The sequence below is a fragment of the Streptomyces sp. NPDC050806 genome (assembly GCF_055586425.1).
The window spans coordinates 50509-69082 of sequence record NZ_JBVJIF010000010.1 but is presented as its reverse complement, the minus strand read 5'-3'; the positions used below and the strand labels follow the sequence as shown (position 1 = coordinate 69082).

19 protein-coding genes are annotated in these 18574 nt (G+C 72.6%); 4 read left to right on the top strand and 15 right to left on the bottom strand.

Annotation, left to right across the window (positions count from 1 at the left end; all coding sequences use genetic code 11):
• Positions 1-3 precede the first annotated feature (3 nt).
• The 7 genes from ACZ6WH_RS29720 to ACZ6WH_RS29690 form a co-directional block, all read right to left on the bottom strand.
• A complete protein-coding gene (locus ACZ6WH_RS29720) occupies positions 4-783 on the bottom strand; it encodes an exodeoxyribonuclease III (RefSeq protein WP_432860002.1) in 780 nt (259 codons plus the stop codon).
• A 39-nt stretch (positions 784-822) separates the two neighbouring features.
• Complete coding sequence (locus tag ACZ6WH_RS29715) at positions 823-1464, bottom strand: MBL fold metallo-hydrolase (protein ID WP_469732076.1); 642 nt, start codon at positions 1462-1464, stop codon at positions 823-825.
• Between the two features lie 47 nt (positions 1465-1511).
• Positions 1512-2798, bottom strand: a complete 1287-nt coding sequence (pcaDC, locus tag ACZ6WH_RS29710; protein ID WP_432859998.1) for a bifunctional 3-oxoadipate enol-lactonase/4-carboxymuconolactone decarboxylase PcaDC — start codon at positions 2796-2798, stop codon at positions 1512-1514.
• 210 nt (positions 2799-3008) lie between these two features.
• The gene (locus tag ACZ6WH_RS29705; protein ID WP_469732074.1) at positions 3009-3647 is read right to left on the bottom strand and encodes a hypothetical protein; all 639 of its coding nucleotides are present in this window, start codon (positions 3645-3647) and stop codon (positions 3009-3011) included.
• Between the two features lie 20 nt (positions 3648-3667).
• Positions 3668-4789: an ROK family glucokinase gene (locus ACZ6WH_RS29700; protein ID WP_361566915.1), complete on the bottom strand. Its 1122-nt coding sequence runs from the start codon at positions 4787-4789 to the stop codon at positions 3668-3670.
• Between the two features lie 207 nt (positions 4790-4996).
• On the bottom strand, positions 4997-6196 hold the full coding sequence (locus ACZ6WH_RS29695) for a globin domain-containing protein (protein WP_469732072.1): 1200 nt from the start codon (positions 6194-6196) through the stop codon (positions 4997-4999).
• 87 nt (positions 6197-6283) lie between these two features.
• Positions 6284-6727 (bottom strand): RrF2 family transcriptional regulator, encoded by a 444-nt coding sequence (locus tag ACZ6WH_RS29690; protein ID WP_469732070.1) that lies wholly within the window; start codon positions 6725-6727, stop codon positions 6284-6286.
• A gap of 277 nt (positions 6728-7004) precedes the next feature.
• Between ACZ6WH_RS29690 and ACZ6WH_RS29685 the strand changes: the two genes are divergently transcribed.
• A complete protein-coding gene (locus ACZ6WH_RS29685; protein WP_399713514.1) occupies positions 7005-7238 on the top strand; it encodes a chaplin in 234 nt (77 codons plus the stop codon).
• A 51-nt stretch (positions 7239-7289) separates the two neighbouring features.
• Here the strand turns inward: ACZ6WH_RS29685 and ACZ6WH_RS29680 are convergent, their stop codons facing one another.
• Entirely contained in the window at positions 7290-7940 is a 651-nt protein-coding gene (locus ACZ6WH_RS29680) for a hypothetical protein (RefSeq protein WP_469732068.1), read from the bottom strand.
• 163 nt (positions 7941-8103) lie between these two features.
• Here ACZ6WH_RS29680 and ACZ6WH_RS29675 point away from each other — a divergent pair, with 163 nt between their 5' ends.
• A complete protein-coding gene (locus tag ACZ6WH_RS29675) occupies positions 8104-8862 on the top strand; it encodes an MBL fold metallo-hydrolase (RefSeq protein WP_469732067.1) in 759 nt (252 codons plus the stop codon).
• A 35-nt stretch (positions 8863-8897) separates the two neighbouring features.
• Here the strand turns inward: ACZ6WH_RS29675 and ACZ6WH_RS29670 are convergent, their stop codons facing one another.
• The 7 genes from ACZ6WH_RS29670 to ACZ6WH_RS29640 all read right to left on the bottom strand — a co-directional run bounded on the left by ACZ6WH_RS29670 (position 8898) and on the right by ACZ6WH_RS29640 (position 15515).
• A complete protein-coding gene (locus ACZ6WH_RS29670; RefSeq protein WP_469732066.1) occupies positions 8898-9881 on the bottom strand; it encodes an NADP-dependent oxidoreductase in 984 nt (327 codons plus the stop codon).
• Between the two features lie 158 nt (positions 9882-10039).
• The gene (locus ACZ6WH_RS29665; RefSeq protein ID WP_432859983.1) at positions 10040-10888 is read right to left on the bottom strand and encodes an ATP-binding cassette domain-containing protein; all 849 of its coding nucleotides are present in this window, start codon (positions 10886-10888) and stop codon (positions 10040-10042) included.
• Positions 10885-11955 (bottom strand): ABC transporter permease, encoded by a 1071-nt coding sequence (locus ACZ6WH_RS29660; RefSeq protein WP_469732063.1) that lies wholly within the window; start codon positions 11953-11955, stop codon positions 10885-10887. The genes ACZ6WH_RS29665 and ACZ6WH_RS29660 overlap by 4 nt, the downstream gene beginning before the upstream one ends.
• Positions 11952-12965, bottom strand: coding sequence for a sugar ABC transporter substrate-binding protein (locus tag ACZ6WH_RS29655; protein ID WP_432859979.1), 1014 nt, complete (start codon positions 12963-12965; stop codon positions 11952-11954). The genes ACZ6WH_RS29660 and ACZ6WH_RS29655 overlap by 4 nt, the downstream gene beginning before the upstream one ends.
• A gap of 122 nt (positions 12966-13087) precedes the next feature.
• Entirely contained in the window at positions 13088-14104 is a 1017-nt protein-coding gene (locus ACZ6WH_RS29650; RefSeq protein ID WP_469732060.1) for a sugar ABC transporter substrate-binding protein, read from the bottom strand.
• A 114-nt stretch (positions 14105-14218) separates the two neighbouring features.
• Positions 14219-14992 (bottom strand): GntR family transcriptional regulator, encoded by a 774-nt coding sequence (locus ACZ6WH_RS29645; protein ID WP_469732058.1) that lies wholly within the window; start codon positions 14990-14992, stop codon positions 14219-14221.
• A gap of 61 nt (positions 14993-15053) precedes the next feature.
• Entirely contained in the window at positions 15054-15515 is a 462-nt protein-coding gene (locus tag ACZ6WH_RS29640; protein WP_469732056.1) for a PaaI family thioesterase, read from the bottom strand.
• Between the two features lie 245 nt (positions 15516-15760).
• Here ACZ6WH_RS29640 and ACZ6WH_RS29635 point away from each other — a divergent pair, with 245 nt between their 5' ends.
• Both ACZ6WH_RS29635 and ACZ6WH_RS29630 read left to right on the top strand, forming a co-directional pair.
• Positions 15761-16153: a CU044_2847 family protein gene (locus ACZ6WH_RS29635; protein ID WP_469732054.1), complete on the top strand. Its 393-nt coding sequence runs from the start codon at positions 15761-15763 to the stop codon at positions 16151-16153.
• Positions 16154-16155: 2 nt separating this feature from the next.
• The gene (locus ACZ6WH_RS29630) at positions 16156-18522 is read left to right on the top strand and encodes a VMAP-C domain-containing protein (protein WP_469732052.1); all 2367 of its coding nucleotides are present in this window, start codon (positions 16156-16158) and stop codon (positions 18520-18522) included.
• The last annotated feature ends 52 nt before the right edge of the window (positions 18523-18574 follow it).

Here is an 18574-nt window from a genome sequence, read left to right as displayed (position 1 = left end):
ACGTCACACGTCCAGGTCGACGACCACCGGGGCGTGGTCCGAAGCGCCCTTGCCCTTGCGCTCCTCGCGGTCGACGTAGGAGTCCGAGACGGCCTTGGCGAACGGCTCGTTGCCGTACACCAGGTCGATGCGCATGCCGCGGTTCTTCGGGAAGCAGAGCTGGCGGTAGTCCCAGTACGTGAAGGGGTGGTCGTACTTCAGGGGGCGCGGCACGACGTCGGTCAGGCCCGCGCCGCGCAGGTCGGCGAGGGCGGCGCGCTCGGCCGGGGTGACGTGCGTGGCGCCCTCGAAGGCGGCGAGGTCGTAGACGTCGTCGTCCGTCGGCGCGACGTTGTAGTCGCCCAGCACCGCGAACGGGCGGCTGCCCGCCGCGTCGCCCGCGACCGCGGCCTTCAGCGCCTCGAACCACTGGAGCTTGTAGGCGTAGTGCGGGTGGTCGACCTCACGGCCGTTGGGGACGTACACCGACCAGACGCGGACCGGGCCACAGGTGGCCGAGACGGCGCGCGGCTCCGCAGCGCCGTCGTACGTCGGGTCGCCGGGCAGGCCCTCGACCACGTCCGCCAGGCCCACCTTGGAGAGGATCGCCACGCCGTTCCACCGGCCCGTGGCGTTGACCGCCGCCTCGTACCCCAGCTCGCGCAGCTCGTCGAAAGGGAACTGCTCCTTGGAGCACTTGGTCTCCTGCACGCACAGCACGTCCGTGCCGGTGTTCTCCAGCCAGGCCAGCAGCCGGGGAAGGCGGGCGGTGATCGAATTGACGTTCCAGGTCGCGATGCGCATGAGTGCCAACCTACCGCCCGCCTCCGACAGTCGCCGTCCTCAGCCCAGCGACTCGGCCTGACCAGGGGTGAGGCGGCCGTGGTCGGCGCCGCCGAGCTGGCCGATCATGCGGTCGTAGATCGGCCGGGCGTGCTCCTGGAGCAGGCTGTCGTGGACGTCGATGGCGCGCCGCGGCCGGACCTCGCGCACGTAGTCAATGACCTCGGAGACCTTGTTCCAGGGGGCGTGCACGGGCAGCAGCAGGGTGTCGACCGGGCGGCCGGGGACGGTGAGCGCGTCGCCGGGGTGGAAGACCGAGCCGTCGACGAAGTAGCCGACGTTGGTGACCCGCGGGATGTCGGGGTGGATCACGGCGTGCAGCTGCCCGTGCACCTCGACCTCGAAGCCCGCCGCGGTGAAGGCGTCGCCCTCGCCGACGGTGTGCACCCGGCCGGGGAACACGGCCGAGATCTGCTCGGCGACCGAGGCCAGGGTCCAGATCTCGGCGGCCGGGTTCGCGTCCATGGCGGCCCGCAGCCGGTCCTCGGCGAAGTGGTCGGGGTGCTCGTGGGTGATCAGGATCGCGTCCGCGCCGACGGCCGCGTCCTCCTCGCTGAAAACACCGGGATCGATGACCAGCGTCCGCCCGTCCTTGGCCAGCCGGACACAGGCGTGGGTCTTCTTGGTGAGTTCGAGTTCCATGCCCCCATCCTGCCGCGCGGACCTGTGCGGCAGGCGGACCGGAAAGGTCAGTCCTCCGGCGTGGTCTCCTCGCGGATGACGCGCTGGGCGGCCTTGAAGGCGGCGCTCGCGGCCGGCATGCCGGAGTAGACCGCGGTGTGGATCAGAGTTTCCTTGATCTCCGCCGGGGTGAGGCCGTTGCGGAGCGCGGCGCGGACGTGGACGGCCAGGTCGTCCAGGTGGCCGCTGGTGACCAGCGCGGTGAGCGTGATGACGCTGCGGGTGCGGCGGTCCAGGCCGGAGCGGGTCCACACCTCGCCCCAGGTGTTGCGGGTGACGAAGTCCTGGAAGTCGCCGGTGAAGTCGTCGGCGGCGGCCTCGGCGCGGTCCACGTACGCGTCGCCCAGCACCTCGCGGCGGACCTTCATGCCGGCGTCGTAGGAGCCGGTGCGCACCATCTCCGGCTGCTCGGCGGCGGGCTCGATGGCCACGGCCGGCGGCTGGGGCTGGGGCTGCGGCGGGGCCGGGTCGAGGACCGGCTTGGGCGGGGTGGCGCCGAGGGCCGCCTGCCCGGCCGGCTTGTCCTGCCAGGCGGTGGAGAAGTGCCGGATGAGCAGCTCGGTGACGGCGGACGGCTGCTCGACCGGGGCGAGGTGCGAGGTGCCGGGCACCAGGGCGAGACCCGCGTCCTGTATGCCGGCGACGAGGGTGCGGGCGTCGGCGGTCGGGGTGACCAGGTCCTCGGAGCCCACGACGACGAGGGTGGGCGCGGAGATCCTGCCGAGCTCGCCCCGGATGTCGAAGGCGGCCAGCGCCTCGCAGGCGGCGATGTAGCAGCCGGGGTCGGTGGTGCGCACCATCTGTACGGCCCACTCGATGATGGCGGGCTGGGCGGCGGCGAAGCCGGGCGTGAACCACCGCTCGGGCGCGGAGCGGGCGATCGGGTCGAGGCCGTTGGTACGGATCACCACGCCGCGCTGCCGCCAGGCGTCGGCAGTACCGAAGCGGGGCGAGGCCGAGACCAGCGCGAGCGAGGTGAGGCGCTGGGGGTGGGCGAGCGCGAGCTGGGCGCCGATGGCCGAGCCCATGGCGCAGCCGGCGTAGCCGAAGCGGTCCACGCCGAGGCCGTCGAGGGTGGCGATCACGCGGTCGGCGAGCTCGGCGACCGAGGCGGCGGGATACGCGGGGGACCCGCCGTGTCCCGGCAGGTCGAAGCGGATGACGCGCCACTGGCGGGTCAGTTCGGGTATCTGCCGGTCCCACATGTGCCAGGTGGTGCCCAGTGAGGCACCCAGGACAAGTACGGGCGCGTCGTCGGGGCCGTCGATCCGGTGCTGCAGGGTCTTCTCGCTCACCCGGCCACGCTACCCAATCAAACCGCCCACTCCTGACACCCGGGTCAGCAATCGGACGCCGTTCCGGCCTGAAGAGTCGGTCATGGCGGCGGATTCGGCTCATAACCGGCTGGCCCGGAACGCCCGACTGTGATCCGGTCGGCGTTCTCCATCAGAGTTTCGCCACCGGAACCCGTCCGTCCGGGCCGTGCGACGCGGCCGGCCGCCGCCTCAGAACCGGGTCGTGGAGAGCACGTACACCACGGGGTGGCCGTCCTCGGCGAAGTCGACCGTGATCCGCTGCGTGGGCCGCGGCTCCTTCTGCTCGTGGACCATGCCCGCGTAGCCGTCCCCGATCGAGAAGTCCCACTTGACCCGCTTCGCCTGCTCCGGCGAGATCGTGACGGCGTCCTTCTTCAGATCGGCACGGGTGCGTCCGTAGTTCTTCAGGAACTCGTCCAGGCCGTCCTGGGAGGTACGGAACGTCACGTACAGCGAGCTGGTCTTGAAGGAGTTGGTCTCGAAGAAGGCGACCGGGTACGAGTAGGCCGGTATCCGCACGTCGTAGATGCGCCGCTGCACCTTCGAGGGCCAGTGCCAGGTGAGCCCCGCCATGGCCGCCCGCTCCTCCTTCTCCTGGCCGCTGTCACGGCTCTGCGCTGCGGAGATCGCGAGGTAGCCGGCCGGGATGGCGATCAGCAGGAAGACGACGAACCCGGTGAGCCAGCGGCGGCGCCGGCTCGGCGGCGGCGCGTGCGCCCCGCCCTCGGGAGCGGCGGGCCCGCCGGGGTCCGAGGGGCCGGACGGCCCGGGGCCGCCCGGGCCGTCGGCGGACTCGGCGCGGTCGGGGCGCTCGGGGTGTTCGCTCACGGGAGCCTGTTCCACGTCGGTCATCGGCGGCCGGCCCGTTCGTAGCGTTCGTAGCGTTCGACCCGGCGGCGGTTGGCGCGGCGGAAGCGGCGGGCCACCAGCCGCGCGAGGTCGGCGGCGCCGACCATGCCGGCCTCGGGGCCGAGCTGGGCCAGGGCGATGCGGGCCTCGGGGCGGTAGCCACGCCCCGTGAGGGTGCGCCGGAAGGCGTCCCGGGCCGGGCCGAGCAGCAGGTCGTCGGCGGCGCTGACGCCACCGCCGATGACGAAGCAGGACGGATCGAGCGCGGCGGCGAGGTTGGCGATGCCCACGCCCAGCCACTGGCCGATCTCGGCGAACAGCTCGACGCACATCGCGTCGCCCTCGCGCGCCAGCTCGGTGATCAGCGGCCCGGTGATGTCCGGGATGTGCCCGCCGACCCGCTCGATCATGTTGTACGCGACCGGGGAGTCAGCGGCGGCCAGCTCGCGGGCCTCGCGGACCAGCGCGTTGCCGGAGCTGTACTGCTCCCAGCAGCCGCGGTTGCCGCACGGGCAGCGATGGCCCGCCGGCACCACCTGCATGTGCCCGAACTCACCGGCCACGCCGTACTTGCCGCGCTTGACCTGGCCGTCCTCCAGGATCGCGCCGCCGATGCCGGTGCCGAGCGTGATCATCACGAGGTGGTCCTCGTTGCGCCCGGCGCCGAAGCGCCACTCGGCCCAGGCCGCGGTGTTCGCGTCGTTGTCCACCATGACGGGGACGGCGAGGCGGCCCGCGAGGCGCTCGCGCAGCGGCTCGTTGCGCCAGTTCAGGTGCGGGGCGAAGAGGACGCGGCTGCGGTCGGCGTCGACCCAGCCGGCCGCGCCGATGCCCACGGCGTGCACGTCGTGCCGGTCGGAGAGGTCCAGCACCAGTTCGGTGATGGTGTCCTCGACCACCTTCGGGCTCTTGGACTTGTCCGGCGTCTCGGTGCGGACCTTCTCCAGGATGTTCCCGTCGGCGTCCACCACGCCCGCCATGACCTTCGTCCCGCCGATGTCGATACCGACGGTGGGCACGCGGGGCGCGCTGAGGTGCGAACGGCGTTCCCGGGTGCCGACCGTGCGCAGCACGGTCGCCCGCGCCGATCCACGGTGCACCCTGTCCCGGTACGTACTCATGCTCGGCTCGTCACGTCCCTGTGCGATGTCGGGAGGCCATGGCCTCGGGTCACGTCCGGGCAGGCGCAGCCCACCCGCCGTGCGATTGTGCATCAAAGCCGCCCTACGGCGCACCGCAACCCTCTGACCTGTGGGCTTTCTCAAAGTCCGGGGTTTGCGGGAACCACGCCCGCCGGTGCGCCGCGGGCCTGCCCCGGCGGCCGCCCGTCAGTCCTGGCCGAGCCAGAGGTCGGGGCCGAAGACCTCGTAGTGCACCGCCTCGGCGGGGACCCCGCGGCCCAGCAGGTCACCGCGGAGGGCGCGCAGGAAGGGCAGCGGACCGCAGAGGTAGGCGGTCAGGCCCGCCGGCAGGGCCAGGCCCGCGACGGTGGGGCGGCCCCGCACGGCCTCCGGAGCGGCGACCTGCTGAGTCACGGGGCCCTCGTACCAGAGGTGCAGCTCGGCGGCGGGGAGCGAGCGGACCAGTGCGCGCAGCTCGTCCCGGTGTGCGTGGCCGGCCGGGGTCCGGTCGCCGTGCAGCACGACCACCGGGCGGGTGGCGCCGGTGGCGGCGAGATGGCCGAGAATCGCCAGTACGGGCGTGGTGCCGATGCCGGCGGAGGCCAGCAGCAGCGGCCCGTCACCCTCGGGCAGCACCACGTCACCGAAGGGTCGGGAGACGGCGAGGACGTCGCCGGGGCGCGCGTGCGCGTGCAGCCAGGAGGAGACCTCGCCCGCCGGGTCGCCCGCCGCCCGCTTGACGGTGATCCGCCACCGCGGGCCGCCGGGCGCGGCGGACAGGCTGTACTGGCGGATCTGGCGCGCGCCGTCCGGCAGCTCCACCTGGACGCTGACGTACTGGCCGGGGGTGAAGGGGGCGGCGGGGCCGCCGTCGGCGGGCCGCAGGAGGAAGGAGACCGCGTCGGGGGTCTCCTCGTGCCGCCCGGTGATCTCCATGGGCCGCCAGGTGGAGCCCTCGGGGACGCCGGCCTCCTGGTAGAGGCGGGTCTCGGTGGCGATCAGGGCGTTGGCCATCAGCCAGTAGACCTCGTCCCAGGCGGCGGCCACCTCGGGTGTCGCCGCGTCGCCGAGCACCTCGGCGAGGGCCGCGAAGAGGTGCTGGTGGACGAGTTTGTACTGCTCGGAGGTGACGCCGAGGGAGGCGTGCTTGTGGGCGATGCGGCCGAGCAGCGCGTCGGGGCGTGCGTCGGGGCGCTCCAGGAGCAGGCCCGCGAAGGCCGCGATCGAGCCGGCGAGGGCCTGCTGCTGCTCGCCGGTGGCCTGGTTCCCGCGGTTGAAGAGGTCGCGCAGCAGCTCCGGCCGGTCGGCGAAGAGCTTGCGGTAGAAGAGCTCGGTGATCTCACCGATGGCCGCGCCGACCGCGGGCAGGGTGGCGCGGACGAGAGGGCGGGACTGTTCCGAGAGCACGACGACTCCTTAATTCGCTTTTTAAATTCGCATTTATCTGCGCGAGTGGCCGCATCACCGCGGTGACACCGCGGAGCCGTACCGGGGTCACTCCGGCGGGCGGCCCGCGAGACCGACGAGCACGGGACCGGTCGGTGAGGAGACCAGATCGGTCACGGTGACCGGGTCGAGGGTGGCGTAGAACGCCTCCTGCGCCTCGCGCAGCGCGCGCCGCAGCCGGCAGGCGCCACGCAGCGGACAGGGCGCGTCCCCCTCGCAGGTCACGACCTCACCCGACCCCTCCAACTCCCGTACCAGCCAGCCGATCGACGCCCGCCGGCCGAGCTCGGTGAGCCCGAGCCCGCCGCCGCGGCCCCGGCGGGCCTCGACCACGCCGAGGTGCTGGAGCCGGGTGACGGCCTTCGCCGTGTGGGTGTACGGAACGTTCATCGCGTCCGCGACCTCACGGGTGGTCGGGTACGCGTCCCCTTCGGAGACCGCCAGGCGCATCACGGCTCGGAGCGCCAGGTCGGTGAACTTCGTCAGCCGCACCCTCGTACGCTACCAAATACACATATAAGAATCGCCTTAGGGGCGCCTGGCGCCGAATGCACCGTTTCTCCCCTACCGGACACGAGGACACGCGGATACAAGGGCCACTAACCCGCGCCGCCGGCCCGTACTTCGCTTGGGGGAATCGACGAATGTGCAGGTCACAGGGGTTTTTTCCGGGTGGTGTGCCCCTGACGGACGAACTCGGCGGGCCGCCGCGGCGGAGTTGGGTTCTGATGGGAGCCGTTGATGTTCCGCCCTCTGTGAGGAGAACGCTATGCGCATCCGTACCACCGCAGCCGCGGCCGTCCTGGCCACTGCCGCCATCGTCGGTGGCGCCGGCGCCGCCGCCGCCGACTCGGGCGCTCAGGGAAGCAGCAGCCACTCGCCGGGTGTCGTGTCCGGCAACACGATCCAGGTGCCGCTCCATGTGCCGGTGAACGTCTGCGGCACGGGCGTCCACGTGGTGTCGCTGCTCAACCCCACGAGTGGGCAGTGCGCCAACAAGTGACGTAACCGCAGTACCCCTCCTGGTGCCGGCCCCTTCGGGGGCCGGCACCCCTTACTTTTCCGGAGCGCCGTACCAGCGCCACTCCGTACGCCGCGGAAGGCCCGGCAGCTCCGTACGGCCCGTGCACCACAGCAACGCGGCCCAGCGGTCCGGGTCCTCGGGGGCGTCCGGAAAGAGCCGGGCCAGCACCCGGTCGCACAGGTCCGCCGGCGGCGTCCACTCCAGACCGAGCCCCGCCACGATGTCGTGCACGTGGACCAGCGTCTCGACGACCCCCATCGCCGCGAACCCCTCGGGATCCGACACCCCGAAGACATGGAAGGCGCGCTTGTCCGGCGACGCCGTACGCACAACGGCCGTCAGGATCGCGCCGCTCGCCTCGAGCAGCACGAGGAGTCCGGCCGGACCCGCCGCCCGGTCGGCGAAGAAGGCGTTTCCCGGGCCGCCGGGCCGTGCCTGCGCCCACTGCAACGGCACGTGCGTGTCCACCGGCGGGACGGCCGGGCCCAGTTGGGCGGCGTAGCAGAAGAGGTCGTCGGCGAGGTGCTCGGTGGTCTCCCAGCAGTCCCACTCCAGGGCGCCGGCGGGCACGCTCCAGTCGGCGGTGGCCCCCTCGCGCAGAGTGGTGACGGCCAGCCGGACGGCCTGCTCGACGTCGGCTGCGGTGACGGGACCGGGGGATGTTCCGGGGCTGTCGGACATGCCCGGACCGTACCAACGATCACCCGTAGGGAGTACGTGTTTTACCGGCCGTCAGGTGGACGGCCGGGTGCGCACCTTCCCGGCTACCGCCTGGCCGGCCGGACGTCTAGGCTCGGGAGATTGCAAGATCCATACGGCCTTCGGGGCGAGGAAGGGGCGGGCGATGCGCGACGACGCGCTCGTGCAGGTCGGCACCGGTACGTATCTGGTGCACGGCTCGAACACCAACTGGGTGATCCTGGAGGACGGCGACGCCGTGACACTGGTGGACACCGGCTATCCCGGTGACCACGACCAGGTGGTGGCGTCGCTGGCCGCGCTGGGGCACCGGCCGGACGCCGTGGCCGCGGTCCTGATCACACACGCGCACGGCGACCACATCGGCTCGGCCGAATGGTTCGCGCGCGAGCACAAGGTGCCGGTGCTGATGCACGAGGCGGAGGTCCCGCACGCGCGGCGGGAGTTCCTGAACCAGGTCACGGTGGGCGAGGTGCTGAAGAACGCCTGGCGGCCCGGCGTCCTCCCGTGGCTCGTGCACGCGGTGCGGTCGGACGGCCTCAAGGCCGTACCGGTGACCGGCCCTCAGCCGTTCCCGAAGGACGGCGCGCTGGACCTGCCTGGCCGCCCCGTGCCGGTACACATGCCGGGGCACACCCGGGGGCACTGCGCGTACCACCTGCCGGCGGTCGGCGCGCTGATCACCGGCGACGGGCTGGTGTCCGGCCACCCCACCTCGCGGCTGCGCGGTCCGCAGCTGCTCCCCCAGATGTTCGACACCGACCGCGCGCGGGCGCTGGAGTCGCTGGCCATCGTGGAGAAGCTGGAGGCCGACGTCGTCCTGCCCGGGCACGGCCCGGTGCACCGGGGCGAGGCCGCGGCGGCGGCGCGGCACGCCAGGGAGCTGGAGCTGTCGAAGCGCTGACGCACCGCGCGGCCGCCCCGACGGACGCCGGGCGCTCAGCCGCTGACGCGCAGGACGAGCTTGCCGCGGGTACGGCCCGCCTCGCCGCGGCGGTGCGCCTCGGCCGCGTGCTCCAGCGGGAGCACGTCCTCCACCTCGGCCTTCACCACACCCTCGTCGAGCAGTTCGGCGATCCGGGTGAGGGCGGCGCCGTCCGGCTCCACGAGGAAGCCGCACGCCTGCAAACCCAGCTGGCGGGCGGTGTCCACCAGTTCGGGCGCGACGCCGGAGGGCACGGCGATCAGCAGGCCGCCGGAGCGGAGCGTGCCCAGCGACCGGGTGCTGGTGTCGTCCTTGTCGTCGCCGACCAGGTCGATGACGACGTCGACCTCGCTCACCACTTCCTCGAAGCGGACGGCGGTGTAGTCGACCAGCTCGTCGGCGCCCAGGCCGCGCAGCCAGTCGTGCTTGGCGGCGCTCGCCGTGCCGATGACATGGGCCCCGAGGTACTTGGCGAACTGCACGGCGAAGTGGCCGACGCCGCCGGCGGCCGCGTGGATCAGCACCCGCTGCCCGGCCGTCACCTGTGCCGTGTCCACCAGCGTCTGCCAGGCGGTGAGCGCGGCGAGCGGCACCGAGGCGGCGTGCTCGTGGTCCAGCAGGGCGGGCTTGCGGGCGAACTGCCGGGAGGGGGCCGTGACGTACTCCGCGTAGGCGGCGGCCTGGCGCGGGAACCACGGCATGCCGTACACCTCGTCGCCCACCGCGAGGGTGTGCACGCCGAAGCCGACCTCCTCGACCACGCCGGAGACGTCCCAGCCCACGGTGAACGGCGGGTCGCCGAGCACGGCCGCCATGCCACCGCCCTGCCGGGTCTTCCAGTCCACCGGGTTCACGCCCGCGGCGTGCACGCGTACGAGCACCTCGGTCGGCAGCGGCACGGGCCGCGGCACCTCGGTCATCCGCAGCACATCAGGCCCGCCGAGTGCGTCCTGGCTGATCGCGCGCATGGTGTTCTCGCCGCTCGGGGCGCTGGTCATGTCGGGCCTCCTGTGCGTGGGCGGTACGGTGCGGGCGCCGCGACGTGCGACCGCCCGCACCGTGAAGCTACCGCCGGGAACCGGTGCCCCCGCGGAAGCCGCCCCGCGCGCCGCTCCCGTACCGCGTACTCGTCGCGCACTCCGGGCCCGGGATCCGCTCAGTGCCGGGGGTGACCGCCCAGATGCTCCGGAGCCGGCGCGCGCTCCAGTTCGTGGCTGAGCTGTTCCAGCTCGCTGCCGCCCGCCATCTGGCGGGTCAGCTCCTCCAGCGCGATCTCCGACTTCAGGTGGCTGCCCGCCATGGTGCCGCGCTTGAGGAGGACGAAGCGGTCGCCGACGAGGTAGGCGTGGTGCGGGTTGTGGGTGATCAGGACGACGCCGAGGCCCGCGTCCCGGGCGGCGGCGACGTACTTGAGGACCACGCCGGACTGCTTGACGCCGAGCGCGGCGGTCGGCTCGTCCAGGACGAGGACCTTGGCGCCGAAGTAGACGGCGCGGGCGATGGCCACGCACTGCCGCTCGCCGCCGGAGAGGGTGCCGATGGGCTGGTCCACGTCGCGCAGATCGATGCCCATGCGCAGCAGCTCGGACCGGGTGATCTCGCGCATGGCGCGGGCGTCGAGGTGCTTGAACGGACCGAAGCCGGTCGTCGGCTCGGAGCCGAGGAAGAAGTTCCGCCAGACCGGCATCAGGGGAACGACGGCGAGGTCCTGGTAGACGGTGGCGATGCCGCGGTCCAGGGCCTCGCGCGGGGAGGAGAGCCGGGCGTCCTCGCCCTCGATGGTGAAGGCGCCGGCGTCGTGCTGGTGCAGCCCCGCGATGATCTTGATGAGGGTGGACTTGCCGGCACCGTTGTCGCCGAGGACGCAGGAGATCTCCCCCGGGTGCACCTCCAGCGAGACGCCTTCGAGGGCCTTGACGTTGCCGTAGAACTTGCTGACGTCGCGCAGCTCGACGAGCGGCGTACGGGATTCCGTGCCGGGGTCACGGTCGGTCGCGGTACTCATTTGCTCGCCTCCGCGCGCTTGCGGACCCAGGCGTTCAGCAGCGTGGCGAGCAGCAGCATCGCCCCGAGGAAGAACTTGTACCAGTCCGGGTTCCACTGGGCGTACACGATGCCCTTGCTGGCCATGCCGAAGATGAAGGCGCCGACCGCGGCGCCGATGGCCGAGCCGTAGCCGCCGGTCATCAGGCAGCCGCCGACGGCCGCCGCGATGATGTAGAGGAATTCGTTGCCGACGCCGTCGCCGGACTGGATCGCGTCGTAGGAGAACAGCAGGTGCTGGCCCGAGATCCAGGCGGCGAAGGCGACGCCCATGTAGAGGCCGATCTTGGTCTTGGTGACCGGGACGCCGACCGCGCGGGCCGCGTCGGCGTTGCCGCCCACCGCGAAGATCCAGTTGCCGACGCGGGTGCGCAGCAGGACCCAGGTGGCGAGCGCGATCAGCGCGAGCCACCAGATGATCGTGACCTGGATGTCCACGCCGCCGACCGTGAGGTGGGAGGCGAAGAGCACCCGGGCCGATTCGAACCCCTCCATGTCGGCGATGGTCTTCGTGGAGACCGTGCCGCTGATCAGCTTGGTGAAGCCGAGGTTCAGGCCGGTCAGCATGAAGAACGTGCCGAGCGTGATGATGAAGCTGGGCAGCTTCGTACGGGTCAGCAGGAAGCCGTTGAAGACGCCGATGGCGAGGGTGACCAGCAGGGACACCCCGACACCCACCCAGGTGTTGGCGGTCATCTGGTAGCTGAACATCGACGAGACCAGCGCGGAGCTGACGACCATCACGCCGGCCGACAGATCGAACTCGCCGCCGATCATCAGCAGCGCGACCGGCACGGCCATGATGCCGATCGTCGAGGACGCGTACAGCACCGTCGAGAGGCTGTCGGCCTGCAGGAAGGTGTTCGCCGCGAAGGAGAAGAACACGAAGACGGCGATCGCGCCGACCACCGCGCCCAGCTCGGGGCGGCCCATCAGACGGCGGGCGAGCGACCGGTGCACGAGGCGCTCGTCCGGGCCGCCGGCCGGCTTCGTGTCGTGCGGTTCAGCGGGTGGCGCTGCGGTGCTCATCGGGTCCCCCGCTTCGTGTATTCGGCCAGCGCGGCGGCGTCCTTCTTGGTGACCACCTGGGGTCCGGTGAGGACGGGACGGCCGCCGCCGAGGACGTCGGAGTTGTACTTGTACAGCCAGAGCAGGTCCACCGCCTGATAGCCCTGGAGGTAGGGCTGCTGGTCGACGGCGAAGCCCAGGGAGCCGTCCTTCAGACCGTCGGCGACCTGCGCGTTCAGGTCGAAGGTGTCGATCTCGGCCTTGCTGTTCGCCTGTTCCTTGGCCTTCACGGCGGTGGGCGCGAAGGGCGCGCCCAGCGTGACCACGGAGTCGATCTTCGGGTCGGCCTGGAGCTGGGACTCGATGGAGGACTGCACGTCGGGCATGTTGGTGCCCTCGACGTACAGCCGCTTCAGCTTGCCGTCGAAGGTCTTCTCGGCGCCGTCGCAGCGCTGCTCGTGGCCGACGTTGCCCTGCTCGTGCAGGACGCACAGCGCCTTCTTCCGGTGGCGCTTGTTCAGCTCCTCGCCGACCGCCTCGCCGGCGATCGACTCGTCCTGGCCGATGTGGGACAGCGCGCCGTACTTCTCGGAGACCTCGGAGCCGGAGTTCACAGTGATCACCGGGATGCCGGCCTTCTCGGCCTTGGCGAGCGCGCCCTTCATGGCGTCCGGCTTGGCGAGCGTGACGATCAGCCCGTCGACCTTCTGGTCGATGTAGGACTGCACGAGCTGCGCCTGACGGCTGCCCTCCTCGTCGTGCCCGTAGACGAACTTGATGTTGTCCTTGGCGGCCGCCTGCTTGGCGCCGTTCTGCACGATGTCCCAGAAGGTGTCGCCGTCGCCCGAGTGGCTGACCATCGCGAAGGTCCACTTCGGGGTGTTCACGGCCGCCCGGCCGCCGGCCACCTGCGCCTCGCGCGCCTCCTCGGCCCGCTTGCCGCCGGTGGCGCTGCAGCCCGCCAGGGCCAGGCCGAGCACCCCTGCCAGCACCGCGCCGAGCGCGCGTGCCCCTGTCCGAACCCTTGCCACGAGGTCGTGCCCTTCTCGTTGGATCGCTGGATCCCTGTGGATCTCACTGTCCGTAGTCATTTCCCGGGTCCGACGGGTCGGACCCAACCGCCAAGTATCCGTTATGCCTGTTCGTCCCGGGGTCAGCGGGTCCCGCGAGCGGTGTACTTCTCCAGCGCCGGTACGTCCGTGCCGGTGACGACGGCGGGACCGGTCAGCACCGGACGGCCGCCGCCCAGTACGTTCGCATTGGTCCGGTTCAGCCAGAGCAGATCGACCGCTTCGTACCCCTGGAGGTAGGGCTGCTGGTCGACGGCGAAGGCGATGTCCTTCGCCTTGAGGCTCTTCACCACGGCGGCGTTCAGGTCGAAGGTCGCGATCCGCGCGGCGCTGCCGGCCTGCTCCCCGGCCTTGACCGAGATCGCGGCCATGGGGGCGCCGAGCGTGACGATCGCGTCGATGCCCTTGTCCGACTGGAGCTTGGCCTCGATCGACGACTGGGAGGACGGTGCGTTCGTCCCGTCGACGTTCAGATTCTCGACCGTACCGCGGAATGCTTTCTTCACCCCGGCGCAACGGTCCTCCAGGGAGACGTTCCCCTGCTCGTGGATCACGCACAGGGCCTTCTTCCGGTGCCGCTCGTTCAGCTCGTCACCGACCGCCCGGCCCGCGACGGACTCGTCCTGGCCGATGTGCGTGAGCGCGCCGTACGCCTTCGAGAACTCGCCGCCGGAGTTGATGGTGATCACCGGAATGCCGGCCCGGACGGCGGACCGCACCGCCGCCTTCAGGGCCTGCGGCTTGGCGAGCGTCACGATCAGCCCGTCGACCTTCTGGTCGGTCATGCTGCGGACCAGCTCGGCCTGGCGCGACCCTTCCTTGTCGTTGGCGTAGAGAAATTTCACATTGTCCTTCTTCGCCGCCTGCTCGGCGCCGGTCTGGACGATGTCCCAGAAGGTGTCGCCCTCCCCCGAGTGGCTGACCATCCCGATGGTCATGCGGGGCGTGCCGGCGGCCTTCCCGGAGACACCGGAAGCGGCGCCCTCGGACCGCTTGCCACCGGAGTCGCTGCAGCCGGCGGCGAACAGGAGCGCCGCGAGCGCGCCCGCCGCGGCGCGTGCCCCGGCATGGGCCGTACGGGTCCTGCGCACGGTACGCATCGTGAACCGCCTCCGTTCCCCCGCCGCCCGAGTGCGGCAGGAGGAGTTCTAGCGGCGCACGACACACCACGTCAATGGTTTGTCAGAACATCCTTACCCGACGAAGCGTCACGCTCAGGGGCGGACGAGGAGCTGGAACTCGAAGGCGTACCGCGAGGCCCGGTAGACGTGGGAGCCGAATTCGACGGGCCGGCCGGTGTCGTCGAAGGTCGTGCGCTGCATGGTGAGCAGCGGAGCGCCCTCCTCCTCGGCCAGCCGCGCGGCCTCGGCCGCGTCGGCGACCCGGGCGCCGACCGCCTGACGGGCGCTGTGCAGGGTGATCCCGGCGTTGCGCATCAGGCGGTACAGGCCGGTGCTCTCCAGCTGCTCGGTCTCCAGGTCGATCAGCCCGAGGGGGAGGTGGTTGCGCAGGTGGGCCATGGGCTCGCCGTGGGTGAGCCGGAGCCGTTCGACGAGCGCGACCTCCGCGCCCTCGGCGACGCCGAGGGCGGCGGCGACCTCGGCGGTGGCCTCGGTGGTGGTGTTCAGCAGCACCTTCGTGGCGGGCTTCTGGCCGGCCGCCTCCAGGTCGTCGTAGAGGCTGCTCAGCTCCAGCGGACGCTTGACCTGGCTGTGCACGACCTGGGTGCCGATGCCACGGCGGCGGACGAGCAGCCCCTTGTCCACCAGCGACTGGATGGCCTGCCGGACGGTCGGCCGGGACAGGCCCAGCCGGCCCGCCAGCTCGATCTCGTTGCCGAGCAGACTGCCCGGGGCCAGCTTGCCGGTCTCGACCGCGGCCTCCAGCTGCTGGGACAGCTGGAAGTACAGCGGGACCGGGCTGCTCCGGTCGACGCTGAACTGGACAGGGCCCTCGGCGCCCTCGGTGACTGCTTCTTGTTTCCCCACGCTGGTGAGGGTATCCGCCCGCGCCCATGACGGGAAGTCCAGAGGTCACATTGTCAGGACATTAGGTGGTGAGCTCGCCCCGGCCTCGCTCGTTCAGGGACATCACCGTTCCCTGCGCCACCGCACACAGCGTCTCCGTGCCGTCCTCGCCGGTCACCGTGAGGTCGCAGCGGCAGACGGCCTGCCGACGCCCCGCGTGCACCACCTCGGCCCGCGCCCGGAGCACCCGCCCGCGCGCCGGGCGCAGGTACTGGATCGAGAAGCCACCGGTCACGATCGCCGGGCCGAGCACCGCGCCGGCCGCGAAGGTGAGCGCGTTGTCGGCCGCGTACGAGAGCACCCCGCCGTGCACGAAGCCGTGCTGCTGCTCCAGCTCGGCGCGGATGTCCAGCTCCAGCGTCGCGCCACCGGCCCCGAACTCCGTGATCCGCGCGCCCAGCAGGCCGCTGAACGGCTGTGCCGCGAGCGCCTGCCGGGCGGCGTCCAAAGAGAGCCCGCCCGCGGTGGTGCCGTCCTCGGTCATGGTGTGCGCCTCCCGTTCCCTGCCCCCGGCGGCCCGTCGCCGCCGGTCCGGTGCCCGGCTCGCCGGCGGCCCAACAGTACGTTCCCGTAAGTCCGTTCGGCAGCGACGGTCGGGCCCGGTAACAGGGCGTCGCAGGTGCCGCCCGCGTCCGGCCCTCGCCCGACACCTGGTCATGTACGCGTCCGGACGCGCCCGGATCGTGAGAAACGGGTGGCCACAGGGGTGGCTGACGGCACAATGGACGGATGCCGGAGTACGCCGAACTGCAATTGTCCGACCGCACGTTGGTCCGCCTCGCCCTCTCCCCCGTCGGGGCACCGGCGCCCACCGTGCCCGCCGCACGCCCGGATCTGCCCGACGGTGCCGGCACCGTCGAGCCGGTGGGCCGGGGCCGGGAGCGGGTCGCCGCGCTCGCCGGGGACGGGCTGCGCGCGGTGCTCAGTCCGCTCGGCCCGCTCCTCCAGGAAGTGCACGACTCCGTCGCCCACTCGGAGAATCCCCCGCAGGAACTCTCCGTGGAGTTCGGCGTGCAGATCGGGCAGGACCTCAAGCTCGGCATCGCCGGGGGCAGCGCACAGGCCGCCATGAAGATCACCGCCAGCTGGCAGCTGCCGGGCGCGGCCCCCCGGGACGGCTGAGAGTGCGGTGGTTCGGCGCGGGCCCGGACGGGACCGGGGACGACGCGGCGCCGGACGAGCGGGCCGGGCTGGTGACGGTGTACGGCACGGACGACGGCCCGGCCGCCGGCGCGCAGGGGCCCGCGCGGCCCCCGTCAGCGGCCACGGCGTACGCGTCGGCCCCGCTCGGCGGCGCCGCGCTCGGCACCCACCCCGCCGCCTCCCGTACGGCGCCCCGCAGCGCCCCCCGCACGGTCGGCGCCGGCGTCTGCCTCACCCCGCGGCACGTCCTCACCTGCGCGCACGTCATCAACCTCGCGGTCGGCCGGGACAAGCTGGAGTACGCCCACCCGGGCGCCGTGGAGCTGGCGGTCGGCTTCCCCGGCGCCGACCGGGACACCCGCGGCACCGCCCGGCTCACGCACTGGATACCGCCGCGTGACGAGCAGTCGCCCGAGCGGCACCTCGCCGTGCCGCCCGGCGCCCGGCGCTGGCGCGGCGACCTCGCCGTACTGGAACTGACCTGCGACCCGCCGTCCGGCCTCGCGCCGCTCCGCTGGGCCCCGATGACCGGCTCCCAGACCGTGCGCGCCCGCTACGGCACCGGCGACCCCGAACACACCGCGTACGGCCGCGTCGCCACCTTCGAGGACGGCATCGGCTACGTGCACGGACGGCCCACCGGCGCGGCGATCCGCGGCGGTTACAGCGGCGGCCCGGTCTGGTCGGTGGCCGACCAGCGCGCCGTCGGCCTGGTCGCCGCCATGGTCACGCAGGGCGCAGGACCCTACGACCCCACCATGACCACCCGGCTGAGCTGGTCGTTCTCCTGGCAGGCCGTCAAGGCGGAGCTGACCGCTGCGGGCGCCGACGGCCTGCTGCCGGGCTGCGCGGACCAGGTACCGCAACAGCGCACCCCCGACCGGCTCCGCGAGGACCTGCGCCTCCTGCTGGACCGCGCGCTGCCCGACGAGGCACACGTCCGCAAGCACGCGTCCCGCTTCGCCGAGCGGTGCCTCCTGCCGCACCCCGAGGACGGCTCGCTGCCGTCCCTGGAGGAGTGGACGGAGGTGCTGGTCACCGTCGACCGTGCGGTGCCCGCGCTCGCCGAGGTGCTCGCCCCCTACGATCCCGCGCACGCCCGCACGCTGCGCGACCTGGCCCGGCTCACCCCGCGGCTGACCGACCACTGGATGTCGCCGTGGGAGGAGCGGGCCCTGCTGCATCTGCTCGGCACGCTCCCCGACGACGTCCGCCGGCGCGTCCCCGAGGCCACCCGCAGCGCGTTCCCGTATCCGCTGCCCGACGAGGTGGTGGACGGCACGGGCCTCAGCGACCCGAAGGTCTTCGCCGCCTACGCGCGGCGCTGGGTGGCCGCGCTGGAGAGCCGTGCCGGCGACGGACGGCAGGTGCCGGCCGGCACCCCGGGCGTACCGGCGCTGCTGCGCGCGGTGGAGTTCGTCGCCGCCCTCGGCAGCCCGCTCGACCGGCGCACCGAACTGCGCCAGTGGAACGAGCGGATGGCGGGCCACCTCGGCATCGACACCGCCACGCTGGCCGACCGGCGCGCCGACGCCGACCAGTGGGCCCAGGCCGCGGTGAGCGCGCCGCCCCGGCTGGTGGTCGAGCTGACCGGCGGTACGGGCCACGGCCGCACCCGCCGGTACGACGTGGGGTTCTGGACGGACGTGGGCGACGGGCGGCTCCAGCCGGCGGCGGGCGCGGGCGCCGACCCGCTGGCCCCGGCCGAGATCGTCAAGATCCTGCACAAGCACCTCGACCGGCTGGCCGGCGCCTCCGTCGGGCAGGCCTGGCCCACCGTCGAACTGATCGTGGAACACGGCGACCTGGAGATCGACCTGGACTCCCTGGGCGCCGCGGACGCGGGCCCGCTGCCCCCCAAGGTCGTCGGCACCCGCTACCCGATGGTGCTGCGCTGCCCCAGCATCCGGCGGCTGGCCGACAGCGACGGGGTGTGGCGGCGGCGCTGGCGGGCGCTGGGCAGGAAGAGCGCGATGCGGCTGGACGCCACGCACGACGACCCCGGCCGGGTGGCCGGCCTGCTGGACGAGGACCTGGACGCGTCCGTCGTGGTGGTCGGCACCCCGCCCGGCACTCGCGCCAGGACCGCCACGTGGTGCCTGGCCTGCGGGGTTCCGGTGCTGCTGTGGGACCGCGCCGAGCACGCGGCCGACGGCCTCGGCGGCTTCCGCCTCGACCCGCCCTCGCGGGTGCACCAACTGCCGGACGCGGTACGGGAATACCGCGCCAAGGCCCGCAGCTCCCCCGACGAGCACCGGGCCCGGCCGGTCCTGGTGTGGGACGACCCGGGCCGCCCGCTGCCGCTGACCGCCCATCTGACCGACCCCTCCGAGCGAGCGGAACTGTAGGAACCATGGCCACCGAGAACGCATCCGCCGATCCCCACCGGACCCCGGACGC

Bases quoted from the DNA above. Each gene is read 5' to 3' on its own strand.
- ACZ6WH_RS29720 (WP_432860002.1), bottom strand. From the start codon at position 783: ATGCGCATCGCGACCTGGAACGTCAATTCGATCACCGCCCGCCTTCCC.
- ACZ6WH_RS29715 (WP_469732076.1), bottom strand. From the start codon at position 1,464: ATGGAACTCGAACTCACCAAGAAGACCCACGCCTGTGTCCGGCTGGCC.
- ACZ6WH_RS29700 (WP_361566915.1), bottom strand. From the start codon at position 4,789: ATGAGTACGTACCGGGACAGGGTGCACCGTGGATCGGCGCGGGCGACC.
- ACZ6WH_RS29685 (WP_399713514.1), top strand. From the start codon at position 7,005: ATGCGCATCCGTACCACCGCAGCCGCGGCCGTCCTGGCCACTGCCGCC.
- ACZ6WH_RS29680 (WP_469732068.1), bottom strand. From the start codon at position 7,940: ATGTCCGACAGCCCCGGAACATCCCCCGGTCCCGTCACCGCAGCCGAC.
- ACZ6WH_RS29675 (WP_469732067.1), top strand. From the start codon at position 8,104: ATGCGCGACGACGCGCTCGTGCAGGTCGGCACCGGTACGTATCTGGTG.
- ACZ6WH_RS29670 (WP_469732066.1), bottom strand. From the start codon at position 9,881: ATGACCAGCGCCCCGAGCGGCGAGAACACCATGCGCGCGATCAGCCAG.
- ACZ6WH_RS29665 (WP_432859983.1), bottom strand. From the start codon at position 10,888: ATGAGTACCGCGACCGACCGTGACCCCGGCACGGAATCCCGTACGCCG.
- ACZ6WH_RS29660 (WP_469732063.1), bottom strand. From the start codon at position 11,955: ATGAGCACCGCAGCGCCACCCGCTGAACCGCACGACACGAAGCCGGCC.
- ACZ6WH_RS29650 (WP_469732060.1), bottom strand. From the start codon at position 14,104: ATGCGTACCGTGCGCAGGACCCGTACGGCCCATGCCGGGGCACGCGCC.
- ACZ6WH_RS29640 (WP_469732056.1), bottom strand. From the start codon at position 15,515: ATGACCGAGGACGGCACCACCGCGGGCGGGCTCTCTTTGGACGCCGCC.
- ACZ6WH_RS29635 (WP_469732054.1), top strand. From the start codon at position 15,761: ATGCCGGAGTACGCCGAACTGCAATTGTCCGACCGCACGTTGGTCCGC.